Consider the following 25,552-nt stretch of genomic DNA (forward strand, 5'->3'; position numbering starts at 1 on the left):
ACGACAACCGGAATCACAATCCGGGGCTCTACCAACTGAGCTACGCCCACCACAGAGAGTGCAATTACAAACTTCTTAAGTCTACCCGAATACTGACACCTTGTCAGTATTTCCTGCGAACTCACCGATGGCGCGTCCGGCAGGATTCGAACCTGCGACCCACGGCTTAGAAGGCCGTTGCTCTATCCAGCTGAGCTACGGACGCCCGACGAATCGAAGCTTGCAATAGTGGTCGGTGAGACAGGATTTGAACCTGCGACCCCTTGGACCCAAACCAAGTGCGCTACCAAACTGCGCCACTCACCGACTGTGTAAGGCAGTTAATGTTCCCTGCCGTTACGGGGTGCGAATACTATAGCCAACATCCCATCCCGTCAAACACTTTTTTCAATAAAAATTCTGACCGCTCAGATTACGCGCAATCGTCTGTTTTTTTGACCAATCCGCTGATCTTTTAAGCGCATTTTCACTTTGGCAAGGTGTTGTAAGTTGTGAAACAATATAAGGGTTAACGTAATGAAATGAGAAGAACACATTCATGAGTGCCCACCTGATTGATGGCAAAGTCATTGCCAAACAAGTTCGCCAGGACGTAGCAAGCTACGTTGAATCTTTAAAAGAAGCCGGAAAGCGTTGCCCCGGTCTGGCCGTTGTACTGGTAGGCAGTGATGCTGCCTCACAAGTATATGTGTCTAATAAACGTAAAGCCTGTGAAGAAGTCGGGTTTGTTTCCCGTTCTTTTGATTTACCGGCGAGCACCAGTGAAGAAGAATTACTGGCTGTGGTAGATCAACTCAATCAGGATCCTGAAATCGACGGTATTCTTGTGCAATTGCCGCTGCCTGCCGGTCTCAATGCTGAACGTGTACTGGAACGTATTGAGCCGCACAAAGATGTTGACGGCTTCCACCCTTACAATATTGGTCGCCTGGCGCAACGTATCCCTGCTCTGCGTCCTTGTACGCCTAAAGGTATCATGACCATGATTGCTGCCACAAAACGTCCTGTAAAAGGCCTGGACGCGGTTATTGTGGGTGCCAGTAATATCGTTGGTCGTCCTATGAGTCTTGAACTACTGCTTGCCGGCTGCACTGTGACAACCTGCCACAAGTTTACACAGGATTTAAAAGCCCACGTCAGCCGTGCAGACTTGCTGGTTGTGGCTGTGGGTAAACCCAACTTCATTCCCGGTGACTGGATTAAACCCGGTGCGATTGTGATTGATGTGGGTATCAACCGGGTGAACGACGGCTCTCTGGTAGGCGATGTTGATTTTGAAAACGCGAAGACCCGCGCTGGTTGGATCACGCCGGTACCTGGCGGCGTAGGCCCTATGACTGTTGCCAGCCTGATTGAAAACACGCTGGAAGCGTACGTTAAGTACCATTCATGACAGACAATCAGAGGGTGGCTGCCGCCACCCGCGACTGGGTAGAAAAAGTTGTGATAGGCTACAACTTTTGCCCTTTCGCCAAACCCGTTTTCACACCGGACCTGATCCGCTACGAAGTGGATGATTCCGGTAATCCTGCAGACATCCTTGAAACCGTTTATCAGGCCTGCCAGACGTTGCGTGACTCACCGGAAATAGCTACGACACTGGTTATTTTCTATCGCTGTGGTAATGATTTCGACGATTATCTCGACATTCTCGGCATGGCGGAGCGCCTTCTCGACGCATCTGGTTTCAGCGGCGAGTTTCAGCTGGCCAGCTTTCATCCTGATTATCTTTTCGAAGGAGAAGACCCGGATGATGCCAGCCATTACACGAACCGGAGTCCCTGGCCGGTGCTGCACATTATCCGTGAAAAGGATATTGAAGAGGCCATGAAGAACAAGGACGAATCATCCGCAATTTACGAGCGTAATATGCGTAAAGCGGCAAGCCTTGGCAGCCAGCACCTTGCACAGTTGCTGGCATCACTGCGTCAGGGTCAGGGCTGAAGCGTCCGGAATTTCAGATAGCGGATGTCAAATTTTCCAGCCCGGGCAGAAAAGCACGGGCCTGATATTCGGAAAGCTCAAATACCCATTCGGATATCCAGCGTGGTGAGTCCGGGGTATCAATCCACAATTGAAAACGTCCGCGCGGGTCCGGTGCTGAAAGATAAGCCATGACTTCACTGCCATCTTCCAGAGAAAAGATAACCTGACTGATCAGTGATACCTCACTCCACTTATGCTGCAGGAAGGGTTTGACTCCATCAAAGTCAAAGCGCAGCATCTTATCAACTGTCTGACCTACTATGGTTGGATATCTCAGTGCGGCAGTAGCCTCATCATAGCCTGCAATCTGCCAGCCGTCAGCGGTCTCTCCTTCACGGTTTAACTTCAGCAGGGGCTGCCCTTCAATTTCAACATCCACAGCACTGATATCTGAACTGTTAAAAGCGAAAATCTCACGGCTTAACCAGTCGCTGCGCTTTTCCGGTAACGGCAAAGTTTTGTTTACCAGCAGGCTGGTAGACGCTTCAGGCTGCCGCACATATGTACCGCGGTTACCACTGGCCGTCCTGCCCACGAGCAACGAAAAGGCTTCCTTTTCGCCGCCAATCTCAATCAGTAAAGAGCGGGCATCACTATCTCTGACACTTTCAACACCCAGACGGTGATAAAATTCCGGCTGTGATGTTTTAGGCTCCAGCACTTCCAGACTGTTCAGGGCATTAGCAAATTTCGCCAGCTTTTTCATGTCCACCGGAAAGGTCATAATGGTATCCAGGTGAGTTGCAATCCACCTGTCAGTATCTTTCACGGCGGCAAATACCACCCCTTCGTGAGTTTCAATTTTGATCCGCTGAATATCTTTTGCCGCTGTCGCCAGCTCGCTTTGCAATTCATGTTCTGCGGATGCTTCCCGGGAAGTGCGGTCGGAATGACTTTGTAACCAACCGGCAACACCGGCACTGACGGCGACTAGCCCCGATAAAATAAGAACGCGTAAATTCATGACTGAGTTTCTGTCCGGTATGCTTTTCCTGCTCTGCGTTTGAAGATAAACGCCAGTAACCATAACAAGCCCGTCAGCACAGCAGGTGCCAGGGCTATATTCACTATTTTCAGTTTATCGCCAAGACGGTCTATCTCGCGGTCAAGCTGATAGCGCACTTCGCGAAGTTCACGGCGAATTTCGACTCTGCGGGCAATATACTTATCTATTGCCTCCTGCTGCTGACCGGTAAAGACAATGGTACCGCCCTGCCCCTGTTGTCCCTGCAGCTCACGTAATTTTTGCTCCGTCTGGATCAGTTCTTCCTGCAACTGTTCTTCCTGCTCGCGGTATTTACCTTCCGCCGCCGTCTCCAGGGCCTTTACCCTTTCAAAGGGGCGCACATAGGTGCCACGGGAGCGGATACTGATAAGCGCATCGCTGCCGGTGAGGTTTTCAATTGCATTGACAATAAAGTCACCGTTATTCGCAAACGGCGTAAATACCGTATCTCCGAAGAACGCCGTTTGTTGCACCCAGTAACGGTCTGAGAGCATATCTGCGTCTGCCACCAGCACCAGATTCAGATTGTCAGTCTGCCCTTCATAGGTCGCCGCTTTAGCCGGATCTTTCGGTGCACTGAAATATGAGCGGGCTTTTCCACGGTAACGGGCAGCAACGGTGTAGGTTTCGGTGTTACCGCCGAATCCGCGGTGCAACGCCACCGGGTTAAGGGTCTGGGCATAGTTATCTGCATTGGTCAGCCCTGAGTTAACGGATGAACGTATGAGCGTATGCATAGACAAGCCGGCTTTTTTCACCGCTTCCAGCGCACCGAAGGACGCGCCGTTTACAGAGTCCAGATTGGCAGTGATCACATCATTACGATCGAGTTGAGCTGCAGTGAGCCCGAGAATGCCAAAATGCTTCACTATCGCGCCGTTTTCATTTCGCAGATCAAAAGCCAGCTGGGCATCAAGGACGATATTGGTTAAATCCGCCTTGATTCCCCAGGCCTTAAGCAACGGAAACGAAGACGCATTGGCACCCACTTGTTGCAACGAAGAAAGCGCATTTCCTTCGTAATGAGGATCAATAAAGGCCAGGATCCGGCCATTGTGCATAGCAAACTGATCTATGGCATACAGCAGGCCGTCCGACAGCGCTTGCGGATGCGCCAGCAACACCACATCGGTATCTTCCGGTAATCCATCAGCAGTACTGTTCACAATTCGAATGTTATACAACTGCGCCAGTTGCTGATAAAACACCATGGGACCGGTGTATCGCCCGGTCAGAGGATCTTGTCCGCCGGCAACCGGTAAATCAGTGACCAGCGCCAGCGTCAGCGTATCCGGATTACTCAGGCGATAAATCAGTTTACTGATTTCATATTCAAGAAACTGCTCGTTCTTAGGATCAAAGAACGGGATGGTGAACTGATCATCCAGTAAATTCGTGCCGGCAAGACCAAAGTAAATCTGTTCTCCCACATTACCCAGTGCCGCTCCTGTGAGACCGAACTGACTGGCTTTATCTTCGTTTTCCGAAAAAGGTACAGGGTCAACGATTTGCAGTTGAACTTTACCGCCGGACGCCTGTGCATATTCACGCAACAAACTTTCTACTCTGGCGGCATAGTTACGCATTTTTGTCATACCCGTCGTCGCCGAATCGGAGTAGAAGAAGTACAACGTGACCGGCTCATCCAGACTGGTGAGCACATTACGTGTTCCCTCTGACAACGAGAACACCTTGTCTTCTGTCAAATCAATGCGATATTTGCTTAACAATTGATTGTTAATGAAAACCAGCAATACAAACAGCACTGCCAGCAGGCCAAGACTTAATACAGATAACCATTTTTTCTTCATCATGATCACCCGGCCTTGTTCTGTTCAGTGATCACGGCGTTTGCGGTCAGCCACACAAAGATAACCAGCAGAAAATACACCACATCATTCGCAGCCAGCACACCTTTTGACATAGCTTCAAAATGTGTGAGGAAACTGAAAGAAGCAACGGTATCCACCACGAAATTAGGTGCCCAGTTTTTAAAAACATCGACCACGATTTCCGAACCGCTGACCAGAAAGAGAAAACACACCAGCACAGACATAACAAAGGCGATAACCTGATTATGTGTTAACGCAGACATACACTGACTGATGGCTAGAAAAGCGCCGGCCATTAACCAGCTGCCGGTATAAGCGGCAACGATGATTCCGTTATCCGGTGAGCCGAGATAATTAACGGTTAACCACAAGGGCGTGGTCATCAGCAGAGCCAGTCCGAGAATTCCCCAGCAGGCCAGAAATTTACCGGCTACAGCCTGCGTTTCTGACACCGGCAATGTCATTAATAATTCAATGGTGCCGGATTTCCTTTCTTCAGCCCAGCTACGCATGGCAATGGCTGGTACAAGGAACAAATAGAGCCAGGGATGAAAATTAAAAAATGGCAGTAAATCAGCCTGTCCTCTGGCGTAAAAATCTCCCATAAAGAAGGTGAACACGCTGCTCAGCACCAGGAACATTACCAGATAAACATACGCCACCGGTGTAGCAAAAAAGCTGCCGAACTCCCGTCGTGCAATGGTTAAACTTCTCATTACTGCACACGCTCCCCGGTAGTAATTTCACGGAATACATCATCAAGGCGACCGGTTTCAATGGTAAATTTGTCCACCGGCAGCCGGTAATGACTGACATGTTCGGTCACCGGCGTCATCAGCAACTTACCATCTTCAGGGAACAGCGTGACATCGCCGGTTTCGCGGTTAACCACCATTTCATCTACACCCTCAATTTCCGCCAGCCCGGAAATATCGGCTGCATAACTGAAATGCAGTGTGATGGCCTGGTGATAGCGGGAACGGTATTGCAGTTCCGTCGGCGTTCCATCGAACAACAGTTTGCCCTGAGAAATGATCATGGCGCGGTTACACACAGCGCTGACTTCTTCCAGGATGTGTGTGGAAATGATAACAATTTTGTCTTTCGACAACGCCTTAATAAGTTCCCTTACCTGATGTTTCTGATTCGGATCCAGTCCATCTGTAGGTTCATCCAGAATAAGAATATCCGGATCATGCATGATAGCCTGAGCCAGACCAATGCGATGGCGGAACCCTTTTGACAATTTATCTATCTGCCTGTTCAGCACGTCTCCCAACTCTACCTGCTCTATGACATGTTTGAGACGCTTCTGACGATGCTTACCTTTCAGTCCCCGTACACCGGCCACGAAATGTAAAAACTGAAACACTGTCATCTCACCATAAAGCGGTGCGCCTTCAGGCAGATAGCCAATACGCTCCTGCAATGCTTTCGCTTTGCCGGGCATATCCGCGCCGTCTATTTTTATTTTCCCTGATGAAGGGTCCAGAAAACCGGTAAGCATTTTCATGGTAGTGGACTTACCGGCGCCATTTGGCCCCAGAAATCCCACAATCTCGCCGGCTTTTATGGTGAAAGACAGGTTATCGACAGCGACAAGCTGGTTGAACCGTCGGGTCAGATTTTCTACAACTATCATAGCGTTCCGTCTGCTACTGCTGGTAATAAAGGAAAAAGCGGTGGTAAATCGTATCCGGCACCCGCGACGGTAAAACACTTTGCAGTGTCTTCATCGCAGGTCACCGTTCCGGTGCCGTAGTTTGACATATTCAGCAACACCATTCACTGCCTGATTGCTAAACCCGGGAAAAAAGAAACCCCGTTGCACGCAACGGGGTTAAAGGAACTGGGATCCAGGGAGACCGCAAGCTGCCCAGTCAGGCTTGTGGTGGTAAACAACGGAGCATACCTTAGCGGTATTTTATGAGATAATTATGACAATCAACCATTTATTTCAGGTAACCAGGTCGTGAGCTTTACTGAATCTGCCACTATTGAACCTGTTGGCATTATTCACACACCGTTCAGGCAAAAATTTGCTATTCCCCGCCAGCCGAACCTTGCCGGAGCTAAAGGTCAGATTGTCATGCAGACTGACTATGCCAACCCGCAGGCCTTTAAAGGTATAGAGGCGTTCAGTCATGTCTGGTTATTGTTCTATTTCCATGAAACCGCTGCCAGAGGCTGGAAACCCGCCGTCAAAGCGCCACGGCTGGGCGGTAATGCCACATTGGGCGTATTTGCCAGTCGCAGTACGCACCGGCCAAACAGCATTGGTATGTCAGTGGTTAAAAATGACGGTCTGTCAGTGGAAAGCGACCGTGTTGTGCTGAATGTGTCCGGCGTCGATTTACTTGATGGCACACCGGTCATTGATATTAAGCCGTATATTCCTTACGCCGACGCCGTGAATGAGGCAGATGATACGCTCACCTCAAGCTCCCCCATTCCCCGCCGCAATGTCATTTTTACCGCAGAAGCAGACAGACAATGCCACGCGCTTTCTGCCAGATGGCCGGATATCATCCCGCTGACGCAGGATATACTCAGCCAGGATCCCCGCCCCGCTTACCGGCATAAACTGGATGATGATGACAAAGTCTATAAAGTGAGTCTGTACGACGTGGATATCAGCTGGCAAATTATCAATAGTGACGTGGTGGTTTTATCACTCACACCGCTACCTGCCGGACAACGGCAAACTTAACCGGAAAAACGACTTTTGCGGCCTTTTCTATACTGCTAGAATGGCGCCGTTTTTATTTTTCTCTATAGGATGAACCACCGTAATGCGCACGAGCCAATATTTGTTGTCCACGCAAAAAGAAACACCTGCCGATGCTGAAGTTATCAGTCATCAGCTCATGCTGCGGGCAGGCATGATCCGCAAACTGGCTGCCGGTTTGTATACCTGGCTGCCGAGCGGTCTGCGTGTGCTGAACAAAATCGCAGATGTGGTGCGTGATGAAATGAATAAGGCCGGTGCAGTGGAAGTGTTAATGCCGGTGGTTCAGCCTGCTGACTTATGGGAAGAATCCGGTCGCTGGGAAGAATATGGTCCTGAGCTGCTGCGCATCAAAGATCGCCATCAGCGCGACTTTGTTTTAGGCCCGACTCACGAAGAAGTGATTACCGCACTGGTGCGTAACGAAATCAGCAGTTACAAACAATTACCGCTGAACCTGTATCAAATCCAGACAAAATTCCGTGACGAAGTTCGTCCCCGTTTCGGCATTATGCGCGGCCGTGAATTCACCATGAAGGATGCATACAGCTTCCATATGGATGAAGCGTCGCTGCAGGAAACTTACGATAAAATGTATCAGGCTTACAGCAATATCTTTACCCGCCTGGGTCTGGATTTCCGTGCTGTTATTGCCGACTCAGGTTCAATTGGTGGCGCGGTCTCTCACGAGTTCCACGTGCTGGCAGAGTCCGGTGAAGATGACATCGCGTTTTCGACAGAATCTGACTATGCAGCCAATGTGGAAATGGCTCAGGCTGTTGCACCTGCAACGAAAGCCGTGCCGTCAGGTGCTGAGGCAGAAGTTATTGACAAGCCAAAAGGGATCAGTGCAGAAAACTTCCTGAAAGAACAAAACACCGCACTAAAAGTCGTGCTGGTTAAAGGTCAGACTGAAGAAGATGCTCCCGAAAAGTGGGTGGCGCTGGTCTTACGTGACGAACACACTTTAAACGATATCAAAGCAGAGAAACTGCCACAGATTACATCACCGCTGGTTATTGCCTCTGAAGAACAGGCTAAAGACATTTTTGGTTGCTTCCCGTTGTACGCAAATCCACTGGCATCCGGTTTAGACGTTATTGTTGACCACAGCGCAGCGGCAGCAGCAGACTTTGTTTGCGGCGCAGGTGAAAATGGTAAATTCATCATTAATGGAAACTGGACCGGTGATATTCAAAGCGCTGATATCCGCGATGTGGTTGCCGGCGATCCTTCACCCTGCGGAAAAGGCACAATCGAAATCAAACGCGGTATCGAAGTAGGTCACATTTTCCAGTTAGGCGATAAATATTCTAAAGCCATGAACTGTGGTGTACTGGGTGAAACCGGTAAGCATCAAATACTGACTATGGGTTGCTATGGCATTGGTGTGTCACGCATTGTGGCAGCAGCCATTGAGCAGAACCACGACGAAAACGGTATCATCTGGCCTGACCCGGTTGCACCGTTTAAAGTGGCGCTTATCCCGATGAATATGCATAAGTCTCAGCGCATCAAAGACGTTGCAGAGTCGTTGTACGAAACATTGACTGCCGCCGGCATTGAAGTGTTATTTGACGACCGCAAAGAACGCCCGGGCGTCATGTTTAACGACATGGAACTGGTCGGTATTCCCCACAGCATCGTTGTGGGCGAGCGCAATCTGGATAACCGGCAGGTAGAATATAAAAATCGCCGCACCGGCGAAAAAACCTTACTCTCTATAGATAACGCCGGTGAATTTATTGCCGGTCTGTAAAACAGACAGAGATTAACACGGAAATTGCCGGGCTGCTGACGGCCCGGCGGCAATGCTGCAGGAGAAGGCATGCGAGTTACCTTTTATGGTGTCAGAGGGTCTATTCCCACGCCGGGCGCTGATTTCGTGCGTTATGGTGGTAATACGGCCTGTGTTCATGTTCAGTTGTCAGACGGCACAGATATCATTCTGGATGCCGGCACTGGGATCAGGGCGCTGGGAAACGAGCTCATAAAGAAAACAACGCCTGTTCATATCCTGCTTACTCATAATCACTGGGACCATATTCAAGGCTTCCCCTTCTTCGCCCCGATTTACCAGAAAGATCGCGAAATTAAAATCATTCCCGGCATGACTACTCTGCCCGAGCACGACCGGATCCTTACCCAGATGCAAGGCTCCGTGTTTCCCGTACCGGCCAGTGCGCTGGCTTCTGATGTGACGGTAACCCCCGTTCCGGAAGAGATTGACAGCTGGCGGTTAGGCAATGCGACAATTTCCCGGCTGCCTATGAACCACCCGGGAAAAGGCAGTGCTTATACGATCACTGAAAACGGTAAAAAGTTAACCTATCTCACAGATAACGAGCTCTATCCTCCCTATAAAAAAGAAACGGATTTTCTCAGTTTCGTGGACTTTGCCCGCGATGCTGACCTGGTTATCCACGACGCGCAGTATATGCTGTCAGATATGCCGGCTAAATCTGGCTGGGGACACTCTGTGGCTGAGGAAGCGGTGAAACTGGCGATGGCATCTAACGTTAAACAACTGGCATTGTACAGCCACGACCCGGACCGGACAGACGACGACATTGACAAGGTGGTTACTCACTGTCAGGAATACATTGAAATTGCGGAGTCGCCATTAGGTTTATTTGCGGCGGCAGAAGGCCAGACCCTCGATCTGTAAAGGATTATGCGATGAAAATTTGCCGTTACTCAGCTCTGCCCACTCTGTTACTGACAGCAGTATTATGCAAAGGTGCGTATGCGCAGGAGGAAGCGGATAAATCATCCACCGATGCGCAGAAAGATGCCCCAAGTATGCTCAGTTCACGTTTTGAGGCCGATCACCGGGCACTGGATAATTACTTTGCCATCACACAGTACCAGACCAACTATCTTTTACCTGTTACCTATGTGACCAACCCGAACTCCGCCGGTAATCAGGATCTCACTCCTGAAAATGTTGATAACAGCGAAGCCAAGTTTCAGTTAAGTGTAAAACTGCCCCTTTATCTGCGGGGCGATACGGCCGATGGTATGTATTTCGGATTCACCCTGACGTCCTTCTGGCAACTGTATAACAGCGAGGTATCGAAACCCTTTCGGGAAACCAATTATCAGCCTGAAGTGTTTTATCAGCAGGAAGCCGACATTACCCTGCTGGGATACGACTTTAACGCCTTTCAGGTAGGTTTTAATCATATGTCGAACGGACAGAGTGGCGAGCGCTCCCGCAGCTGGAACAGAATTTTTGCCTCGGTACTGTTCAGTGATTTTGATGACGTGTATTACCTGAAAACCTGGTATCGCATCCCCGAAGACACCAAAGTGGACGAAAACGATCCTGCCGGCGACGATAATCCGGACATCAATGATTATTACGGGCGCATGGAATTGGGTTACGGCACCCGTCTTGGCAACTTCAAGGTGCTCGCCCTGTTACGCAATAACCTGAATTTCGGACACAACAGAGGCAGTATTCAGCTAAACCTGACCTATCCCCTTTCAGACCGGTACGAATTGCTGCTGCAATACTTTAACGGTTACGGCGACTCCCTGATTGACTACAACCGTAGCCAGGAACGCATAGGTCTGGGCTTCCAGTTGACCTTCCTGTAGGTGATTTTACCGGATGACACCTGCCGCTTTGAACAGCTGCAGGTGTACATCTACCAGCGCAACGATATCACGCTGATAGCCTCCACCGATCACACAAGCTACCGGCAGCCCTTTTTGCTTACACATATCCAGCACCATTTTGTCTCTGGCCAGAACACCCGGTGTGGTGATATGCAGGTGCCCTAAATCATCATTGATGTGTACGTCGACGCCGGCATCGTAAATAATGAAGTCCGGTGAACACTGTCGAAACGCTAAGTGCAGCGTTTCATCAAGCGTCGTCAGGTACTCATCGTCCCCGGTGCCTTTCGCCAGCCCGATATCAATGTCTGAAGTTTGTTTGCGGTGGGGAAAGTTCTTCTCACCGTGCACTGATACGGTAAACACCGAGTCGTCATGCTCAGCCAGTTTGGCTGTACCGTCCCCCTGATGTACATCAAGATCGATGATCATCACCGTATCGCAATCATCACGGGCCTGTGCCCTCTTCGCTGCCAGATACAAATCGTTAAATAAGCAAAATCCCGAACCGAAATCAGCAAAAGCGTGGTGGTAACCACCGGTAAGATTAAGTGCCAGTCCGTGTTCCTGTGCCAGTGCGGCAGTCAGACAGGTCCCGCTGACAGCGGTGAGGGAACGGCGGATTAATTGCTCTGACCAGGGGAAACCTATTCTGCGCATGGCCTGGTGATCAAGGGTGCCGCCGCAAAGTGCGCTGACATAGTCTTGCTGGTAAATTGACGTCAGATCAGCGGTTGTCAGCGCTTCAGGGATTGTGAAATGGCCGGGCGGCACGCCGCGGGATACCAGCGCATCATGGATCCCCTGATATTTTTCGATGGGAAAGCGATGTCTGACCGGCAGGTCAAGCTGACTGTAAACAGGATGAAAAACTAACGGAGGATAGGGCAAATTCATAAGCGGCTGACTGCGTTTTCTTATACGTTAACATGAGCCGGCCGCTTTGTTGTAGTCCTGTTAATGCGTCAGTGACATCACCACCTGCTTCACATTTCCTTCCATTTCTCTCACGGCATCTGAAATATCGTTTCTGCGTGACAGGGCATGATACTTTTCTGACGATGTCACAGAATTATTGATAACCTGCTCAACCTGTTTAAGCACCGCTTCCTGTTCATCGGCGGCTTCATTCAGTACAACGACGACGCTGGCAGTTTCCTGTATATCTTTCACCACCAGATTCAATGTTTCCAGCGCCGCGGCCGCTTCTCTTGCATTCACATCTGCCAGTGATTTTCCGGATTGCATAGCCACTACCGCACCCTGCGCTTCAGACTCAAAGCTTGAAAGAATGCCGTTGATTTCCCGCGTTGACTGCTGGGTTTTGGCTGCCAGAGCCCGCACTTCGTCGGCAACCACGGCAAATCCTCTGCCATGCTCCCCTGCTCTTGCTGCTTCAATAGCCGCATTCAGAGCCAGCAAGTTGGTCTGATCGGCAATTTCATTGATGACATTAACGACTTTGAGGATGTTATTACTGCGGGATTGCAGGGCATCAACAATGTCACTGGACTGATTTACTGTCTCAGCAAGTTGCCTGAAGCCGTCGTTAGCTTTTGAAAAGGTGGCGTAACAGGCGGCTACATTGGTTTCAGAGCTGTTAGTGGCGACGGCCACCTGGTCGGTAATGGCAACCAGACTCTGTACAATTTCTTTCAGTTTATCGGTACTGCTGTCCAGCGACTGACTGGTCTGGTGCTGCTCTTCTGCGCCGGCCAGAATAGCCTGACTCACATCACTCAGCGTAATAACAGCGTGGGCAACCTGAGACTCAGCCTGTTTGAGTTGTTCAACGGAGCCCCGCAACTTGTCCTGTAACGAGCGTGCAGAATCCGCCAGCGAGCCCAGTTCGTGCCCGCTGCGGTAATCAAGCTTGTAGTCATACCGGCTTTTTGCCAGAGCAGCAATGCAGGCCGCGATTTGCTTAACCGGTTTAATGACCTGTTTACGTAAACGTTGAACTACATACCAGGTAGTCAGTGCCGATAACACCAGTGCAGCGATCAGGATCATCCATAATGTGCGGCGGGTATCCGTTCTCAGGTTTTCAAAAGCATTGAAAGACTGCTCAGCGATGTTTGTTGCCACCGCTTCAAGTAATTCAGCAGGTTTGCGGTCAATGCCTTTCACGTAGGCGTCTGCCACTTTAGCATCGTAACCCGCTGTCACAAACGCGTCGAAACCTTCACGGTACTTTTCTGCCATATGATTATGGGCATCCAGAAATTCACGGATAGTGCTTCTGGCTTCCGCACTTATCGCCTGATTCGTTAATAACTTGCGGAACCCCTCCTGCACGTCAGCTTCCCGTTGCTGAAACCGCTGCCAGTACTTTTCCCTGTTGTCATCGTCATAACCACGCAGCAAGGTGTTTTTCCATTCCTGTACCTGCGTTTTAAAGGTATTCAGGATAGCTGTTACATCACGCTCTGACTGAACCAGACTGTTTTCCAGTTCATCAAAATGGTTGAGTAAGGCAAAAGATTTATACAGTGATGAAGAGTTAAGCATCACTAAGATAATAAGAGCTGCCATCACGGGAGTCATGACAAGCCGGCTGATACTGGAATATTTCAACATGGGAACCTGGTAAAACGCTTTTCGGGTAAATGTAATACTGAATCATTTAGACGAAAGTATTAGATGATGTTTTTATGACAGCAACATGACAGCAGGTTGCGAATGTCAGTTGAGGGAGTATGAAAAAGGGATAGTCAGTATGTGCATTTATACGGAAGGTAGCGGCGAACCGGAACAATTCGCCGCCGGAAGTAATTGAATCTCAAGGTTATTCGGTATCGAACGGTGCCAGTACCAGTTTGCCGATGGCTGAACCACTTTCAAGGATTTGGTGGGCTCTGAACAGATTAGCGGCATTGACCGGGCCCAAATGCTGGCCGAGTGTGGTTTGAAGCTCCCCCGCAGTAAGCATTTTGCTCACATCGCTGAGGATTTCATGTTGTTTAAGAATGTCACTGGTATTGAACAGAGAGCGGGTGTACATGAACTCCCAGTGAAGCGAAATACTCTTGCGCTTTAACAGACCGATATCCAGCGGACCCGGATCGTCAATCAGACCGAACTTGCTTTGCGGCTTCATTAAATCAGCCAGCGCGGCAATATGTGTCTGCGTATGCGTGAGGCTGGCGACATAGTCAACACCCTCTAATGACAATGCTTCGTACTGCGGAGGCAGAGGTTGTGAGTGGTCGAGTACATGATGTGCGCCCATTTTACTCACCCATTCCTTCGTTTCCGGTCTGGATGCCGTGGCAACAACAGTCAGACCGGTAAGTTTACGGGCAAGCTGAATTAGAATGGAACCCACACCGCCGGCAGCACCGGTGACAAGCAGCACTTTATCTTTACTTTCTTCACCCGGAGCAACTTCAAGACGATCGAACAACAGCTCCCACGCCGTCAGTGAAGTCAGTGGCATTGCCGCAGATTCAACATCAGACAGCCCTTCGGGTGCCAGCGCAACAATACGCTCATCTACCAGCTGAAATTCCGCATTGGTACCACTACGGGAAATATCACCGGCATAAAATACCTTATCGCCTTTTTTGAACAACGACGCATCGCTGCCTGTGGATTCAACGATACCCACCGCGTCCCATCCGAGGATTTTTACCTCATCAGCCGGAGGAGACACACTACGACGAATTTTGGTGTCTACCGGATTCACTGAAACGGCAAGCACTCTCACCAGCAGATCTCTTCCTGCCGGCACAGGAGTTGCCATATTGATTGCCTGAATTGCGTTTTCAGTCAGCGTTTCAGACGCCTGCTTATAACCATATGCGCGCATGTTTTATCCCTTTGTTCAGCAAACTGCTCTACATGAATGTGCTACACGATAACGCTTCCTGACACGCAGACGCCAGAGGAAAATCGTCGCAGTTGCTCAATAACGGGATAACATGACTCTTAATTAAAGTTAACAAATTGTTAATTCACAAATGATAAAAACAGATTGAAGTAATCGGTTTATCCAATTTTCTCTTATCACAAATCTGAATCATATTCTTATGGCCTGAAGTGTGACCAGAAACTATTCAATAAGGATAAACACATGAAAATGAAACTCTTACCCGTTGTCGCAGCTATCGCCATGGCATTATCGCCAAATGCGTACTCTGCCACTATGGATCAAAATGCGAAAGTAGTGGGCGAAGCCCCGAAGGGCAATAAATTCTGGTGGCCGGAACAACTGGACCTGTCCCAGTTACGTGCCCACGGTGTTGCATCAAACCCTTACGGCGAAAACTTTAATTACGTAAAAGCATTTGAATCACTGGATTTAAATGCCGTTAAAGCCGATATCCGCGAAGTGCTTACCTCTTCACAACCCTGGTGGCCTGCAGACTATGGTCATTACGGTCCGTTCTTTATCCGTATGGCATGGCACGCAGCCGGTACTTACCGGACTGTTGACGGACGCGGCGGTGCCGGTGGTGGTCAGCAACGTTTCGACCCGCTGAACAGCTGGCCGGATAACGCTAACCTGGATAAAGCACGTCGTTTACTGTGGCCAATCAAACAGAAATACGGCCGTAACATTTCATGGGGTGATTTAATGGCCCTTACCGGTAACGTGGCACTGGAAGACATGGGCTTTAAAACCTATGGTTTTGCTGGCGGACGTGTGGACGACTGGGAACCGGATCATGTTTACTGGGGCCCGGAAGAAGAAATGCTTACCGATCAGCGCCGGGACGAGAAAGGCAACCTGAAAGGTCCTCTGGCTGCGGTAGAAATGGGTCTGATTTACGTCAATCCGGTTGGACCTCACGGCAAGCCTGATCCGATTGCTGCTGCCCACGACATCCGTATGTCTTTCGGCCGCATGGCTATGAATGATGAAGAAATCGTAGCGCTTATCGCGGGTGGTCACACTTTTGGTAAAGCTCACGGAGCCAAAAAAGCAGACTGTCTGGGTAAAGAACCTGCTGCCGGTGATCTGGAAGACCAGGGCTTTGGCTGGAAAAACAGCTGTGGCAAAGGTAATGCAGAAGACACGATGACCAGCGGACTGGAAGGTGCCTGGACGGTGACGCCGACGCAGTGGACAACAAATTATCTGGATAACCTGTTTGGTTTCGAATGGAAACAAACAAAGAGCCCTGCCGGCGCTATTCAGTGGATCCCTACTGCAGAATCCGCGGCGAACATGGTTCCTGACGCCCACGTTCAGGGTAAGCGTCACGCTCCCATCATGTTTACCACTGACCTTGCGCTGAAAGAAGATCCTGAATTCCGTAAGATTGCGAAGCGCTTCCAGCAGAATCCGGAAGACTTTGAACTGGCTTTCGGTAAAGCCTGGTTCAAACTGAATCACCGTGATCTTGGACCGAAAGCCCGTTATCTGGGTGCTGAAATCCCGGCTGACGACCTTATCTGGCAGGATCCGATTCCTCAAGTTGACCACAAGCTGGTTTCAGACAAACAAGCTAAACAACTGAAGAAGGACATTCTGAAGTCAGGTCTGTCTGTACAGGAATTAGTGCGTGTCGCCTGGGCGGCTGCAGCCAGCTACCGTGATACAGATATGCGCGGTGGTGTAAACGGTGCCCGTATTGCTCTTGCTCCGCAAAAGGACTGGGCAATTAATAATCCGGCAGAAGTACAAAAAGTGCTGGGCAAGCTGAAAGACATTCAGGCCGGTTTCAATAAGAAATCGAAGAAGGTCAAAATTTCTCTGGCCGACATGATTGTACTGGCAGGTGCCGCAGGTGTTGAACAGGCAGCGAAAGACGCCGGTGTTGACGTGACCGTTCCGTTCATTCCGGGTCGTATGGATGCCACACAGGAAATGACAGATGTTGAGTCGTTCGCGGTACTGGAACCGACTGCTGATGCTTTCCGTAACTACTGGGCTGAAAGTAACTACCGCTCACCGGCTGTGATGATGGTCGATAAGGCAGACATGCTGTCACTGAGTGTGCCTGAAATGACAGTTCTGCTGGGCGGAATGCGTGCCATGAACGCGAACGCTGACGGTTCAGCACATGGTGTACTGACAGGCAACCCCGGTCAGCTGACAAACGATTTCTTCGTTAATCTGCTGGATATGTCTACAGAGTGGAAAAAGTCAGAAGATGACGTAGCCATTTATGTAGGTACAGATCGTACTTCAGGCGAACAGAAATGGACTGCCACACCGGTTGACCTGATCTTCGGTTCTAACACTGAATTACGGGCCATTGCCGAAGTGTACGGCTCTGAAGATGCGAAAGAGAAGTTTGTTACCGACTTCGTAGATGCATGGGTAAAAGTAATGCGCAACGATCGCTTTGATCTGAAACGCAGCTAATTCCCGCCCTCTATATACCTCGTTAAACCATGCCCCCGCTTAAGGGGGCATTTTTATTTCCCCCGCTTATGAATGAACCTGTCAGCAGGTCTTTTCGTAAAACCTCCGGCAATCTGCACAATCAGGCAATCATTAAAGAGCATCAGGCATGCACACCCCTGGTGTTTTTACTTAAAATTTCCGTTATCAGGATATGCCTGAGCATGTAACGACAAATGAGGCTATAGTTATGAAAACAATTGGATATGCGGCTCACTCGTCAGACGCCCACATGGTTCCTTATCATTTCGAAAGACGGAATCTGCGCGACAATGACGTAGCCATCGAAATTCTTTATAGCGGCGTTTGCCACTCTGATCTTCACACCGTAAACGGCGACTGGGGCGACCAGCCTTATCCGTTAGTACCGGGACACGAAATCGTCGGTAAAGTCATAGAAGTTGGCGCAGACGTTAAAAACTACAAAGTGGGCCAGCACGTAGCTGTAGGCTGTATGGTCGACAGCTGTCAGTCCTGCGACCAGTGTGACCACGGTGAAGAGCAATTTTGTCGCAATGGTATGACGCCCACTTACGGCGCACCGGACCGCATCAGCGGTGAAATTACTCAGGGCGGGTACTCAAAGCACATTGTTGTGCGCGAAGAATTCGTTCTGAATGTACCTGAATCATTAGACCTGGCCCGTACTGCACCTATTCTTTGTGCTGGTATCACCACTTTTTCTCCTCTGCGTACCTGGGGCGTTAAAGAAGGCAGCCGCGTAGGCGTAATTGGCCTGGGTGGTCTGGGTCATATGGCGGTTAAACTGGCAGTGGCCATGGGCGCAGAAGTAACCGTTCTCAGCCGTTCTGACTCCAAAGCAAGTGAAGCGAAGAAGCTTGGCGCAACCGGTATTCTGGTTTCTAAAGATGAAGAAGCAATGAAAAAGGCGGCCAGCTCCTTCGACCTCATCATTGATACCGTTCCGGTAAAACACGACCTGGACCCGTACACACCGCTGCTGGATGTTGACGGCACCATCGTCATTGTTGGTCAGGTTGGCCCCATGGAAGACTTAATGTCTGTCCCTCTGGTTTTCGGCCGCCGCCGCGTAGCAGGCTCTCTGATTGGCGGTATCAGGGAAACTCAGGAAGTACTGGATTTCTGTGCTGAGCACAACATTCACCCTGAATGTGTGATGATTAAAGCTGATGAAGTGAATGAAGCATTCGCAAGCCTGGCAAAAGGTGACGTAGCCCACCGTTACGTGATTGATATGTCGAGTCTGGAAGTGTAAACCTTCGGACAGTCAAAAATAAGAAAGCCCGCAAAATGCGGGCTTTTCTGTTTAGCTACGCTTTCTTCGGGTAAAGAAGCCAGCCATAGCCAGAGTAATCAATATCAGAGTGCCGGGTTCAGAAACACTTACCGGACCTGTCGCTCCATTCAACAAGTAGTTAATACTATTGGAGAGGAGAATATTACCATCAGATACATCATAGGTATCGAACAAGCCACTTAACAGTAATGAATTGCCACTATTTCCCTCGACAACTGCACAACCTGAACCCAACGTCCCCAGACATTGAGATGATGAGGATGCTATCCAGCTACTGGAAAAAATACCCCAGCCCGGGTTTGCCAGCATAAGCGGTGAAGACAGACCCGCAAAAATGGGGTGTGAGTCAATCGCAATATTTGTCCCGTTTGTACCTGAACGACCTGAAGCTCCCAATAATGCAGATAAACCTGAATTATCAAGCCAGGTTGTACCTAATATAGAGCCCCCGTTACCCAGATAAGTATCAAGACCTGAAATACTGCTGAAAATATCGTTATTCTGTTCGCCAAGGATTACCAGATCCCAGCTTTGTGAAGCAAGCTGAGTATTGAAGTCTGTCACCGACGTTACAGTTGTCGTTTGAACGTCCAAACCAGATAATGTTAGTGCGCCAGGTACAGACGATGTGGCAATAGTGTCATCTTCAAAATAAAGAACAGACGCAATTGATACTGATGTATGACCTAAAATCAAAGCAATTAATAATAGTGATTTTTGTATATTTAGTTTCATTTTCCACTTCCTGTATTTATCAAAACCTCAGTTTTGCCTAACAAGATTTGAGCCAAAAAAATAACCCCTAAATTTCAGTCAGATAGATAATTGTTAATATTTAGTTGCAAAATAAACTGACAGTTAAAAATGCGATAATTGATAATTTAGAGACGAGAGCCCTAAATTTAAGAACAAAAAAGCCCTGCATTTGCAGGGCTATACATTATTTGAACGATGTCATTAAGACTAATGAGAGAACTTATTCCCACTCAATGGTTGCAGGCGGCTTACCAGAAATATCGTAAACCACGCGGGAAATGCCGTCGATTTCGTTGATGATACGGTTAGACACCTTACCTAAGAAATCGTATGGCAGGTGCGCCCAGTGTGCGGTCATGAAATCAATGGTTTCAACCGCACGCAGCGATACGACCCAGTCGTATTTACGGGCATCACCCATTACGCCAACAGAACGTACCGGCAGGAATACGGTGAATGCCTGGCTGACTTTGTGGTACAGATCAGCAGCGTGCAGTTCTTCGATAAAGATAGCATCAGCACGACGCAGCAGGTCACAGTATTCTTTCTTGATTTCGCCCAGTACGCGTACGCCCAGACCAGGGCCAGGGAACGGATGACGGTACAGCATGTCGTATGGCAGGCCGAGCTCCAGACCAATCTTACGTACCTCGTCTTTAAACAGCTCGCGTAATGGCTCGACCAGACCCATCTTCATGTCTTCTGGCAGACCACCCACGTTGTGATGCGATTTGATAACGTGGGCTTTACCGGTAGCAGAACCGGCTGATTCAATAACGTCAGGGTAAATTGTGCCCTGTGCCAGCCACTTGGCGTTAGTCAGCTTGGATGCTTCCTCATCGAATACCGCAACGAACTCGTTACCGATAATCTTACGTTTTTTCTCTGGATCCGCTTCGCCTTCAAGACGGGCGAGGAAGCGGTCTTCCGCATCCACCTTAATGATGTTCAGACCAAAGTGATCGCCGAACATGTCCATTACCTGCTGGCCTTCGTTTAAACGCAGCAGACCGTTGTCTACGAATACACAAGTCAGCTTGTCACCGATAGCACGGTGAATAAGCATGGCAACCACAGATGAATCCACACCGCCTGACAGGCCGAGGATCACTTCGTCATCACCCACTTTTTCTTTGATACGCTCAATGGCATCTTCGATGATGGCGCCCGGTGTCCATAGCTTCTCACAGCCACAGATGTCCATCACGAAATGAGTCAGCAAACGCTGGCCCTGACGGGTGTGGGTCACTTCCGGGTGGAACTGTACACCGTAGAAACGTTTTTCTTCGTTGTACATAGCCGCATGCGGACAAGATGGTGTCTGCGCGATGGTTTCGAAACCTTCCGGAATCGTCGCCACTTTATCGCCGTGACTCATCCATACGTCCAGCAGTGCGTTGCCGTTTTCGCCGATGTGGTCTTCAATCTGTGCCAACAGGTCGGTAGCTTTTAATACTTCAACCTGCGCATAACCGAACTCACGCTTGTTAGAGCCCTGTACGCTACCGCCAAGCTGTTCCGCCATGGTCTGCATGCCGTAACATACGCCAAGCACCGGTACACCGGCTTCAAATACGTACTCCGGGGCACGGGGCGAGTTCAGTTCAGTGACCGACTCCGGGCCGCCCGACAGAATGATACCGTCCGGGTTGAATCCGCGAATTTGCTCTTCGGTCACGTCCCAGGCCCACAGCTCACAGTAAACACCGATTTCACGTACGCGACGTGCAATCAGTTGCGTGTACTGGGAACCGAAGTCCAGAATAAGTATGCGCTGGCTATGAATATTGGTGGTCATGTTTTTACCCGTTAAATAAAACAGAAAGGCTGGTAGAGATACCAGCCTGACAAAATACTAGTTTAGCGGCGATTAGCCCAAACGGTAGTTTGGCGCTTCTTTGGTGATACTCACATCGTGTACGTGAGACTCGCCCATGCCCGCTGACGTTACGCGCACAAACTGTGCTTTGGTGTTCAGCGTAGGAATATCTTCACAGCCAGTCAGACCCATGGCTGAGCGCAGGCCGCCCATTTGCTGATGGATGATGGTCGCAATTGGGCCTTTATATGCTACGCGGCCTTCGATACCTTCCGGTACCAGCTTCTCAGCATTATCTGATGCCTGGAAGTAACGGTCAGAAGAACCGTGACGCTGATTCATCGCACCCAGCGAGCCCATTCCACGGTAAGACTTGTAGTAACGGCCCTGATACAGTTCAACTTCACCCGGCGCTTCTTCAGTACCGGCCAGCATACTACCCACCATTACGCAGCTTGCACCGGCTGCCAGTGCTTTAGCGATGTCACCGGAGAAACGGATACCGCCGTCTGCGATAACAGGAATACCTGTACCTTCAAGGGCATCAACCGCATCAGCGATGGCAGTGATTTGAGGTACACCACAACCGGTAACAATACGGGTTGTACAGATAGAACCAGGACCAATCCCTACTTTAACACCATCAACACCGGCATCAGCCAGTGCTTTCGCACCCGCTGCTGTTGCCACGTTACCGGCAATGATTTGTAAGTCAGGATACGCACCACGAATACGGGCAACCTGATCGATTACGCCCTGTGAGTGACCGTGTGAAGTATCGATAAGCAGTACGTCAACGCCTGCCTCAACCAGACCGGCAATACGCTCGTCAGTACCGGCACCTACGCCAACGGCTGCGCCAACACGCAGACGACCCAGTGAGTCTTTACATGCGTTTGGTTTGCTTTCCGCTTTCTGGAAATCTTTAACGGTAATAAGACCGGTCAGTTTGAAGGCATCGTCAACGACCAGAATTTTCTCGATACGGTTTGCGTGCATCAGATCCAGTACTTCTTTAGAGTCTGCACCTTCTTTTACTGTTACCAGCTTATCTTTCGGAGTCATAACCTGACTAACCGGTAAATCAAGACGGTTCTGGAAGCGCATATCACGTCCGGTGACGATACCGATGAGGTTGTTATCTTTATCAGTCACAGGGAAACCGGAATAACCCAGTTTCTTGCTCATCGCGAGTACTTCGCCGATAGCCGTGGTCTGTTCTACGGTTACAGGGTCTGAAACCACACCGCTTTCGTATTTTTTCACTTCACGTACGTGATTTGCCTGCTCTGCCGGCTCCATGTTTTTGTGAATAAAGCCGATGCCGCCTTCCTGGGCAAGGGCAATCGCCAGACGCGCTTCCGTAACAGTATCCATAGATGCAGATACCATAGGGATATTCAGCGACACGCCGCGAGTCAGTTTAGTATGGAGGTTTGCTGTATGAGGAAGGACAGTAGAGTGCCCCGGTACCAGCAGTACATCATCAAAAGTAAGAGCTTCTTGAATGATTCTGAGCATGCAATAACACCTGAATAAGTGGAGAGTTAATTGCGGCGCAATTGTAGTGTTTTTTCTAAATCAGGTAAACTCTAATTGTCCTAAACCTGATGATTTTTTATTTATGCTGTTTAATTCCCCTTCTACATCCCGTCAAATTCTCACTGTGACCAAGCTGAACAGGCTGGCAAGGACCGTACTGGAAGGCGAAATCGGCCTTGTCTGGTTGTCTGCAGAAATCTCTAATTTCGTCGCGGCCTCCTCTGGACACTGGTATTTCACCCTGAAAGACAACAAGGCCCAGGTACGGGCGGCCATGTTCAAGGGGTCGAACCGCTATGTAAAACAGCGACCGAAGGAAGGCGACAAAGTGTTAGTGCGCGCTTCTGTGGGCTTGTATGAGCCACGGGGCGACTATCAACTGGTTATTGAACATCTTGAAGCTGACGGTGACGGCGCGCTGAAACAAGCCTTTGAGGCCCTGAAACTGAAATTACAGCGCGACGGCTTGTTTGACGCCGATGCGAAGCGCCCTGTCCCTCAGGTAATTAATAAAATCGGTGTGGTCACCTCTTCGGCCGGTGCTGCCTTGCACGATGTTCTCACCGTGCTGAAACGCCGCAGCCCGGCAACAGAAGTCATCGTGTATCCCACCCTGGTACAAGGCGAACAGGCCCCTGCACAAATTATCCATGCGCTGGAAACTGCGTACCATCGCGATGAAGTCGATGTCATACTGCTCACCCGGGGTGGCGGATCGCTGGAAGACTTATGGTGCTTTAATGATGAGGCGCTGGCCCATTGTATTTCTGCATCACCGGTGCCGGTGGTGAGTGCGGTGGGTCACGAAGTGGATGTAACCATTGCCGACTTTGTGGCAGACGTGCGCGCCCCTACTCCGTCAGCAGGTGCTGAGCTGTTAAGCCGGGATCAGAGTGAACGCCTGGCGTTTGTTCAGCAAAAAGCGACAGCACTTAACCGTGCCTGGCAACAACAGTTCAGACAACAGCAACACCAGCTCGCCGTATTACAGCAGCGCCTGAAAGCGGTGCATCCGGAGCGACGCTTGCAAAGTCAGTCACAGTCTCTGGATCGCGCAGCACTGGCCCTGAGTCATGCTATGGAGTCACGGATCGCAGGTTATGCCACCAGGCTGAATAACCTGCTGCGCAGGCTGGACAGACAAAACCCCGCAAACCGGGTGGTCCGCCTGCAAGACCGTTGCAGTCAGCTCGACAGCGCGCTGAAAAAATCGGTGCAGCGCCTGCTTGAAAGTAAAAACAGGCAATTGCAGGGTCAGGCACAATTACTGAATTCAGTGAGCCCGCTCCAAACACTCACACGTGGCTACAGCATCACTTTTGCTGACGATAAGCCAATACTGTCATCAACGGAAGTCAGTGAGGGGGATGAAATCACCACCCGCCTTGCCAGTGGCGAAATTATCAGTAAGGTGACCACTGTGAAGAAAAGTCTGTGAAAAGACACTTGAGCACGGGCCGGGGTTAAGTCACACTAGCCCTCCCCTAATCCTTCCCGATATCAGGAATCTTTGTGAATAAGGTTTGCAGTCTGTTGCCACTGGTTTTGATAACCGGTTGTCAGCAAGTGCCAGAAAAACCCGCGCCCGCGCCTTCGTTTTTACCCAAATATCATGTTGCGGCTCCCGTAGCACTGTTTTCCACCTGGCCCGGGGAAACCATGAGTGCCCGCTGCCAACAGGTCAATGCCACTGATAGTTGTATTGAAGATGCTATTGCCGGGAATGAATTTGCCGCTATTCTCAAAGAAAAGAACTGGTTTGATGATGTACTGACAGAGTCAGATGCCGCTGACTATGAAATCCTCATAGCATCGTTATCAGCACAGGTTGCTGATAACGATAGTGACGGCGTTTCACTCCACTCAGCTACAGCAGGCTTATGGCCGGCAAACACCACGCCGCATTATTTTACTGAATTCACCGTGCAATGGCGTGGGGTGGAAATAGACTCTCAACGATTTGAAACTTACTCAAAAACGGAAAAGCCTGTCACTGAACTTGCATCAGAAATACTGGACACCTGGTGGCTGGCGTCGCTGCGAAAATCTGTTTTCTCTGCTGAATACCTTTTCACCGCGCTGGGTGCCAGCGACTACAATTCAGAGCTGGTCCTGCCTCAATCCATCGGCGAATTTATCCTTCAGGATACCCAGCATTATCCTGATCCGTTTAAAGGTATTATCAGCCGTTACAGCCACCCTGAATTTGATGACGCACTGATAGATATTACTGTCGGACCGGTGCTGATGGACTTATCCATGCCTGAATCCCAAAGGCTACAGGCAGCACTGGAAGAAAATCTGAAAGAAGCGACACAGATGTCGGCCGCACAGGGACTCACGCTGATCACAGACAGTCCGGTATCAGCTTTCACGGTAAATTCGGCTTCACAACGCTTTAATGGTTACCGTATGGCCGTGCATGCAGAAAATGAACCCGGTGAGCCATTATTCGCGACGACTTATGTTTTTGAAATGAAAGATAAGCTGGTGACATTGTCCACCACATTTCCACCCAGAATAGCTGATAATCTGGTGTCAGCGGCGCTGCCGGCGATTGAAGTACCGGGTGAATCCGCGCTGATGAAAACCATCAGAGGTATGTCATCAGCGCAATAAGGACGG

At 49.8% G+C, this 25,552-nt stretch carries 20 protein-coding genes and 2 tRNA genes; 10 read left to right on the forward strand and 12 right to left on the reverse strand.

The window, feature by feature from the left end; genetic code table 11:
• Positions 1 to 128: 128 nt before the first annotated feature.
• Both AC4PME_RS03115 and AC4PME_RS03120 read right to left on the reverse strand, forming a co-directional pair.
• Positions 129 to 205: transfer RNA gene (locus tag AC4PME_RS03115), tRNA-Arg, on the reverse strand.
• Positions 206 to 229: 24 nt separating this feature from the next.
• A tRNA-Pro gene (locus AC4PME_RS03120) sits at positions 230 to 306 on the reverse strand.
• Between the two features lie 232 nt (positions 307 to 538).
• On the opposite strand from AC4PME_RS03120, the gene folD reads away from it, so the two are divergent.
• Both folD and AC4PME_RS03130 read left to right on the forward strand, forming a co-directional pair.
• Positions 539 to 1,393 (forward strand): bifunctional methylenetetrahydrofolate dehydrogenase/methenyltetrahydrofolate cyclohydrolase FolD, encoded by an 855-nt coding sequence (gene folD, locus AC4PME_RS03125; RefSeq protein ID WP_119501988.1) that lies wholly within the window; start codon positions 539 to 541, stop codon positions 1,391 to 1,393.
• Positions 1,390 to 1,944: a DUF1415 domain-containing protein gene (locus AC4PME_RS03130; protein WP_491044902.1), complete on the forward strand. Its 555-nt coding sequence runs from the start codon at positions 1,390 to 1,392 to the stop codon at positions 1,942 to 1,944. Before folD ends, AC4PME_RS03130 begins: the two co-directional genes overlap by 4 nt.
• Positions 1,945 to 1,957: 13 nt before the next feature.
• On the opposite strand, the gene AC4PME_RS03135 is transcribed toward AC4PME_RS03130, so the two are convergent.
• From AC4PME_RS03135 to AC4PME_RS03150, 4 genes are read right to left on the reverse strand one after another with little or no spacing between them, the layout of a single operon-like run.
• A complete protein-coding gene (locus tag AC4PME_RS03135) occupies positions 1,958 to 2,950 on the reverse strand; it encodes a DUF4340 domain-containing protein (RefSeq protein ID WP_491044903.1) in 993 nt (330 codons plus the stop codon).
• On the reverse strand, positions 2,947 to 4,806 hold the full coding sequence (locus tag AC4PME_RS03140) for a GldG family protein (RefSeq protein ID WP_491044904.1): 1,860 nt from the start codon (positions 4,804 to 4,806) through the stop codon (positions 2,947 to 2,949). Before AC4PME_RS03140 ends, AC4PME_RS03135 begins: the two co-directional genes overlap by 4 nt.
• A 2-nt stretch (positions 4,807 to 4,808) precedes the next feature.
• Positions 4,809 to 5,540 carry an ABC transporter permease subunit gene (locus tag AC4PME_RS03145; protein ID WP_119501991.1) on the reverse strand — a complete coding sequence of 244 codons (732 nt, stop codon included), beginning with the start codon at positions 5,538 to 5,540 and terminating at the stop codon, positions 4,809 to 4,811.
• A complete protein-coding gene (locus AC4PME_RS03150) occupies positions 5,540 to 6,466 on the reverse strand; it encodes an ABC transporter ATP-binding protein (RefSeq protein WP_491044905.1) in 927 nt (308 codons plus the stop codon). The genes AC4PME_RS03145 and AC4PME_RS03150 overlap by 1 nt, the downstream gene beginning before the upstream one ends.
• Positions 6,467 to 6,796: 330 nt before the next feature.
• Here AC4PME_RS03150 and tsaA point away from each other — a divergent pair, with 330 nt between their 5' ends.
• From tsaA to AC4PME_RS03170, 4 genes are all read left to right on the forward strand, one after another.
• Positions 6,797 to 7,534, forward strand: a complete 738-nt coding sequence (tsaA, locus tag AC4PME_RS03155; protein WP_491044906.1) for a tRNA (N6-threonylcarbamoyladenosine(37)-N6)-methyltransferase TrmO — start codon at positions 6,797 to 6,799, stop codon at positions 7,532 to 7,534.
• An 82-nt stretch (positions 7,535 to 7,616) separates the two neighbouring features.
• Positions 7,617 to 9,311: a proline--tRNA ligase gene (locus AC4PME_RS03160; RefSeq protein ID WP_491044907.1), complete on the forward strand. Its 1,695-nt coding sequence runs from the start codon at positions 7,617 to 7,619 to the stop codon at positions 9,309 to 9,311.
• A 69-nt stretch (positions 9,312 to 9,380) separates the two neighbouring features.
• Positions 9,381 to 10,220: an MBL fold metallo-hydrolase gene (locus tag AC4PME_RS03165; RefSeq protein ID WP_491044908.1), complete on the forward strand. Its 840-nt coding sequence runs from the start codon at positions 9,381 to 9,383 to the stop codon at positions 10,218 to 10,220.
• 11 nt (positions 10,221 to 10,231) lie between these two features.
• Positions 10,232 to 11,155 (forward strand): phospholipase A, encoded by a 924-nt coding sequence (locus AC4PME_RS03170; protein ID WP_491044909.1) that lies wholly within the window; start codon positions 10,232 to 10,234, stop codon positions 11,153 to 11,155.
• A 6-nt stretch (positions 11,156 to 11,161) separates the two neighbouring features.
• On the opposite strand, the gene AC4PME_RS03175 is transcribed toward AC4PME_RS03170, so the two are convergent.
• From AC4PME_RS03175 to AC4PME_RS03185, 3 genes are all read right to left on the reverse strand, one after another.
• Complete coding sequence (locus AC4PME_RS03175) at positions 11,162 to 12,073, reverse strand: histone deacetylase family protein (RefSeq protein ID WP_491044910.1); 912 nt, start codon at positions 12,071 to 12,073, stop codon at positions 11,162 to 11,164.
• A gap of 60 nt (positions 12,074 to 12,133) precedes the next feature.
• Entirely contained in the window at positions 12,134 to 13,756 is a 1,623-nt protein-coding gene (locus AC4PME_RS03180; RefSeq protein WP_491044911.1) for a methyl-accepting chemotaxis protein, read from the reverse strand.
• Between the two features lie 208 nt (positions 13,757 to 13,964).
• Positions 13,965 to 14,987 (reverse strand): zinc-binding alcohol dehydrogenase family protein, encoded by a 1,023-nt coding sequence (locus AC4PME_RS03185; RefSeq protein WP_491044912.1) that lies wholly within the window; start codon positions 14,985 to 14,987, stop codon positions 13,965 to 13,967.
• A 264-nt stretch (positions 14,988 to 15,251) separates the two neighbouring features.
• Here AC4PME_RS03185 and katG point away from each other — a divergent pair, with 264 nt between their 5' ends.
• On the forward strand, positions 15,252 to 17,492 hold the full coding sequence (gene katG, locus AC4PME_RS03190) for a catalase/peroxidase HPI (protein ID WP_491044913.1): 2,241 nt from the start codon (positions 15,252 to 15,254) through the stop codon (positions 17,490 to 17,492).
• Between the two features lie 229 nt (positions 17,493 to 17,721).
• Entirely contained in the window at positions 17,722 to 18,768 is a 1,047-nt protein-coding gene (locus AC4PME_RS03195; RefSeq protein WP_491044914.1) for an NAD(P)-dependent alcohol dehydrogenase, read from the forward strand.
• Between the two features lie 51 nt (positions 18,769 to 18,819).
• On the opposite strand, the gene AC4PME_RS03200 is transcribed toward AC4PME_RS03195, so the two are convergent.
• The 3 genes from AC4PME_RS03200 to guaB all read right to left on the reverse strand — a co-directional run bounded on the left by AC4PME_RS03200 (position 18,820) and on the right by guaB (position 22,906).
• Positions 18,820 to 19,545, reverse strand: a complete 726-nt coding sequence (locus tag AC4PME_RS03200) for a PEP-CTERM sorting domain-containing protein (protein ID WP_119502002.1) — start codon at positions 19,543 to 19,545, stop codon at positions 18,820 to 18,822.
• A gap of 241 nt (positions 19,546 to 19,786) precedes the next feature.
• A complete protein-coding gene (gene guaA / locus AC4PME_RS03205; RefSeq protein WP_491044915.1) occupies positions 19,787 to 21,364 on the reverse strand; it encodes a glutamine-hydrolyzing GMP synthase in 1,578 nt (525 codons plus the stop codon).
• Between the two features lie 72 nt (positions 21,365 to 21,436).
• A complete protein-coding gene (gene guaB, locus AC4PME_RS03210) occupies positions 21,437 to 22,906 on the reverse strand; it encodes an IMP dehydrogenase (protein ID WP_491044916.1) in 1,470 nt (489 codons plus the stop codon).
• Positions 22,907 to 23,009: 103 nt separating this feature from the next.
• On the opposite strand from guaB, the gene xseA reads away from it, so the two are divergent.
• The gene (gene xseA, locus AC4PME_RS03215; RefSeq protein ID WP_491044917.1) at positions 23,010 to 24,365 is read left to right on the forward strand and encodes an exodeoxyribonuclease VII large subunit; all 1,356 of its coding nucleotides are present in this window, start codon (positions 23,010 to 23,012) and stop codon (positions 24,363 to 24,365) included.
• Positions 24,366 to 24,439: 74 nt separating this feature from the next.
• Positions 24,440 to 25,546, forward strand: coding sequence for a hypothetical protein (locus tag AC4PME_RS03220; protein ID WP_491044918.1), 1,107 nt, complete (start codon positions 24,440 to 24,442; stop codon positions 25,544 to 25,546).
• The last annotated feature ends 6 nt before the right edge of the window (positions 25,547 to 25,552 follow it).

It is taken from the genome of Alteromonas sp. (assembly GCF_984505615.1).

Excerpts from the sequence above, each read along its gene's own strand:
- katG (WP_491044913.1), top strand. The coding sequence starts at position 15,252 with ATGAAAATGAAACTCTTACCCGTTGTCGCAGCTATCGCCATGGCATTA.
- AC4PME_RS03180 (WP_491044911.1), bottom strand. The coding sequence starts at position 13,756 with ATGTTGAAATATTCCAGTATCAGCCGGCTTGTCATGACTCCCGTGATG.
- AC4PME_RS03195 (WP_491044914.1), top strand. The coding sequence starts at position 17,722 with ATGAAAACAATTGGATATGCGGCTCACTCGTCAGACGCCCACATGGTT.
- AC4PME_RS03130 (WP_491044902.1), top strand. The coding sequence starts at position 1,390 with ATGACAGACAATCAGAGGGTGGCTGCCGCCACCCGCGACTGGGTAGAA.
- folD (WP_119501988.1), top strand. The coding sequence starts at position 539 with ATGAGTGCCCACCTGATTGATGGCAAAGTCATTGCCAAACAAGTTCGC.
- AC4PME_RS03165 (WP_491044908.1), top strand. The coding sequence starts at position 9,381 with ATGCGAGTTACCTTTTATGGTGTCAGAGGGTCTATTCCCACGCCGGGC.
- AC4PME_RS03185 (WP_491044912.1), bottom strand. The coding sequence starts at position 14,987 with ATGCGCGCATATGGTTATAAGCAGGCGTCTGAAACGCTGACTGAAAAC.
- guaA (WP_491044915.1), bottom strand. The coding sequence starts at position 21,364 with ATGACCACCAATATTCATAGCCAGCGCATACTTATTCTGGACTTCGGT.
- guaB (WP_491044916.1), bottom strand. The coding sequence starts at position 22,906 with ATGCTCAGAATCATTCAAGAAGCTCTTACTTTTGATGATGTACTGCTG.
- AC4PME_RS03145 (WP_119501991.1), bottom strand. The coding sequence starts at position 5,540 with ATGAGAAGTTTAACCATTGCACGACGGGAGTTCGGCAGCTTTTTTGCT.
- xseA (WP_491044917.1), top strand. The coding sequence starts at position 23,010 with ATGCTGTTTAATTCCCCTTCTACATCCCGTCAAATTCTCACTGTGACC.
- AC4PME_RS03200 (WP_119502002.1), bottom strand. The coding sequence starts at position 19,545 with ATGAAACTAAATATACAAAAATCACTATTATTAATTGCTTTGATTTTA.
- AC4PME_RS03140 (WP_491044904.1), bottom strand. The coding sequence starts at position 4,806 with ATGATGAAGAAAAAATGGTTATCTGTATTAAGTCTTGGCCTGCTGGCA.
- AC4PME_RS03160 (WP_491044907.1), top strand. The coding sequence starts at position 7,617 with ATGCGCACGAGCCAATATTTGTTGTCCACGCAAAAAGAAACACCTGCC.
- AC4PME_RS03175 (WP_491044910.1), bottom strand. The coding sequence starts at position 12,073 with ATGAATTTGCCCTATCCTCCGTTAGTTTTTCATCCTGTTTACAGTCAG.
- AC4PME_RS03135 (WP_491044903.1), bottom strand. The coding sequence starts at position 2,950 with ATGAATTTACGCGTTCTTATTTTATCGGGGCTAGTCGCCGTCAGTGCC.
- AC4PME_RS03170 (WP_491044909.1), top strand. The coding sequence starts at position 10,232 with ATGAAAATTTGCCGTTACTCAGCTCTGCCCACTCTGTTACTGACAGCA.
- AC4PME_RS03150 (WP_491044905.1), bottom strand. The coding sequence starts at position 6,466 with ATGATAGTTGTAGAAAATCTGACCCGACGGTTCAACCAGCTTGTCGCT.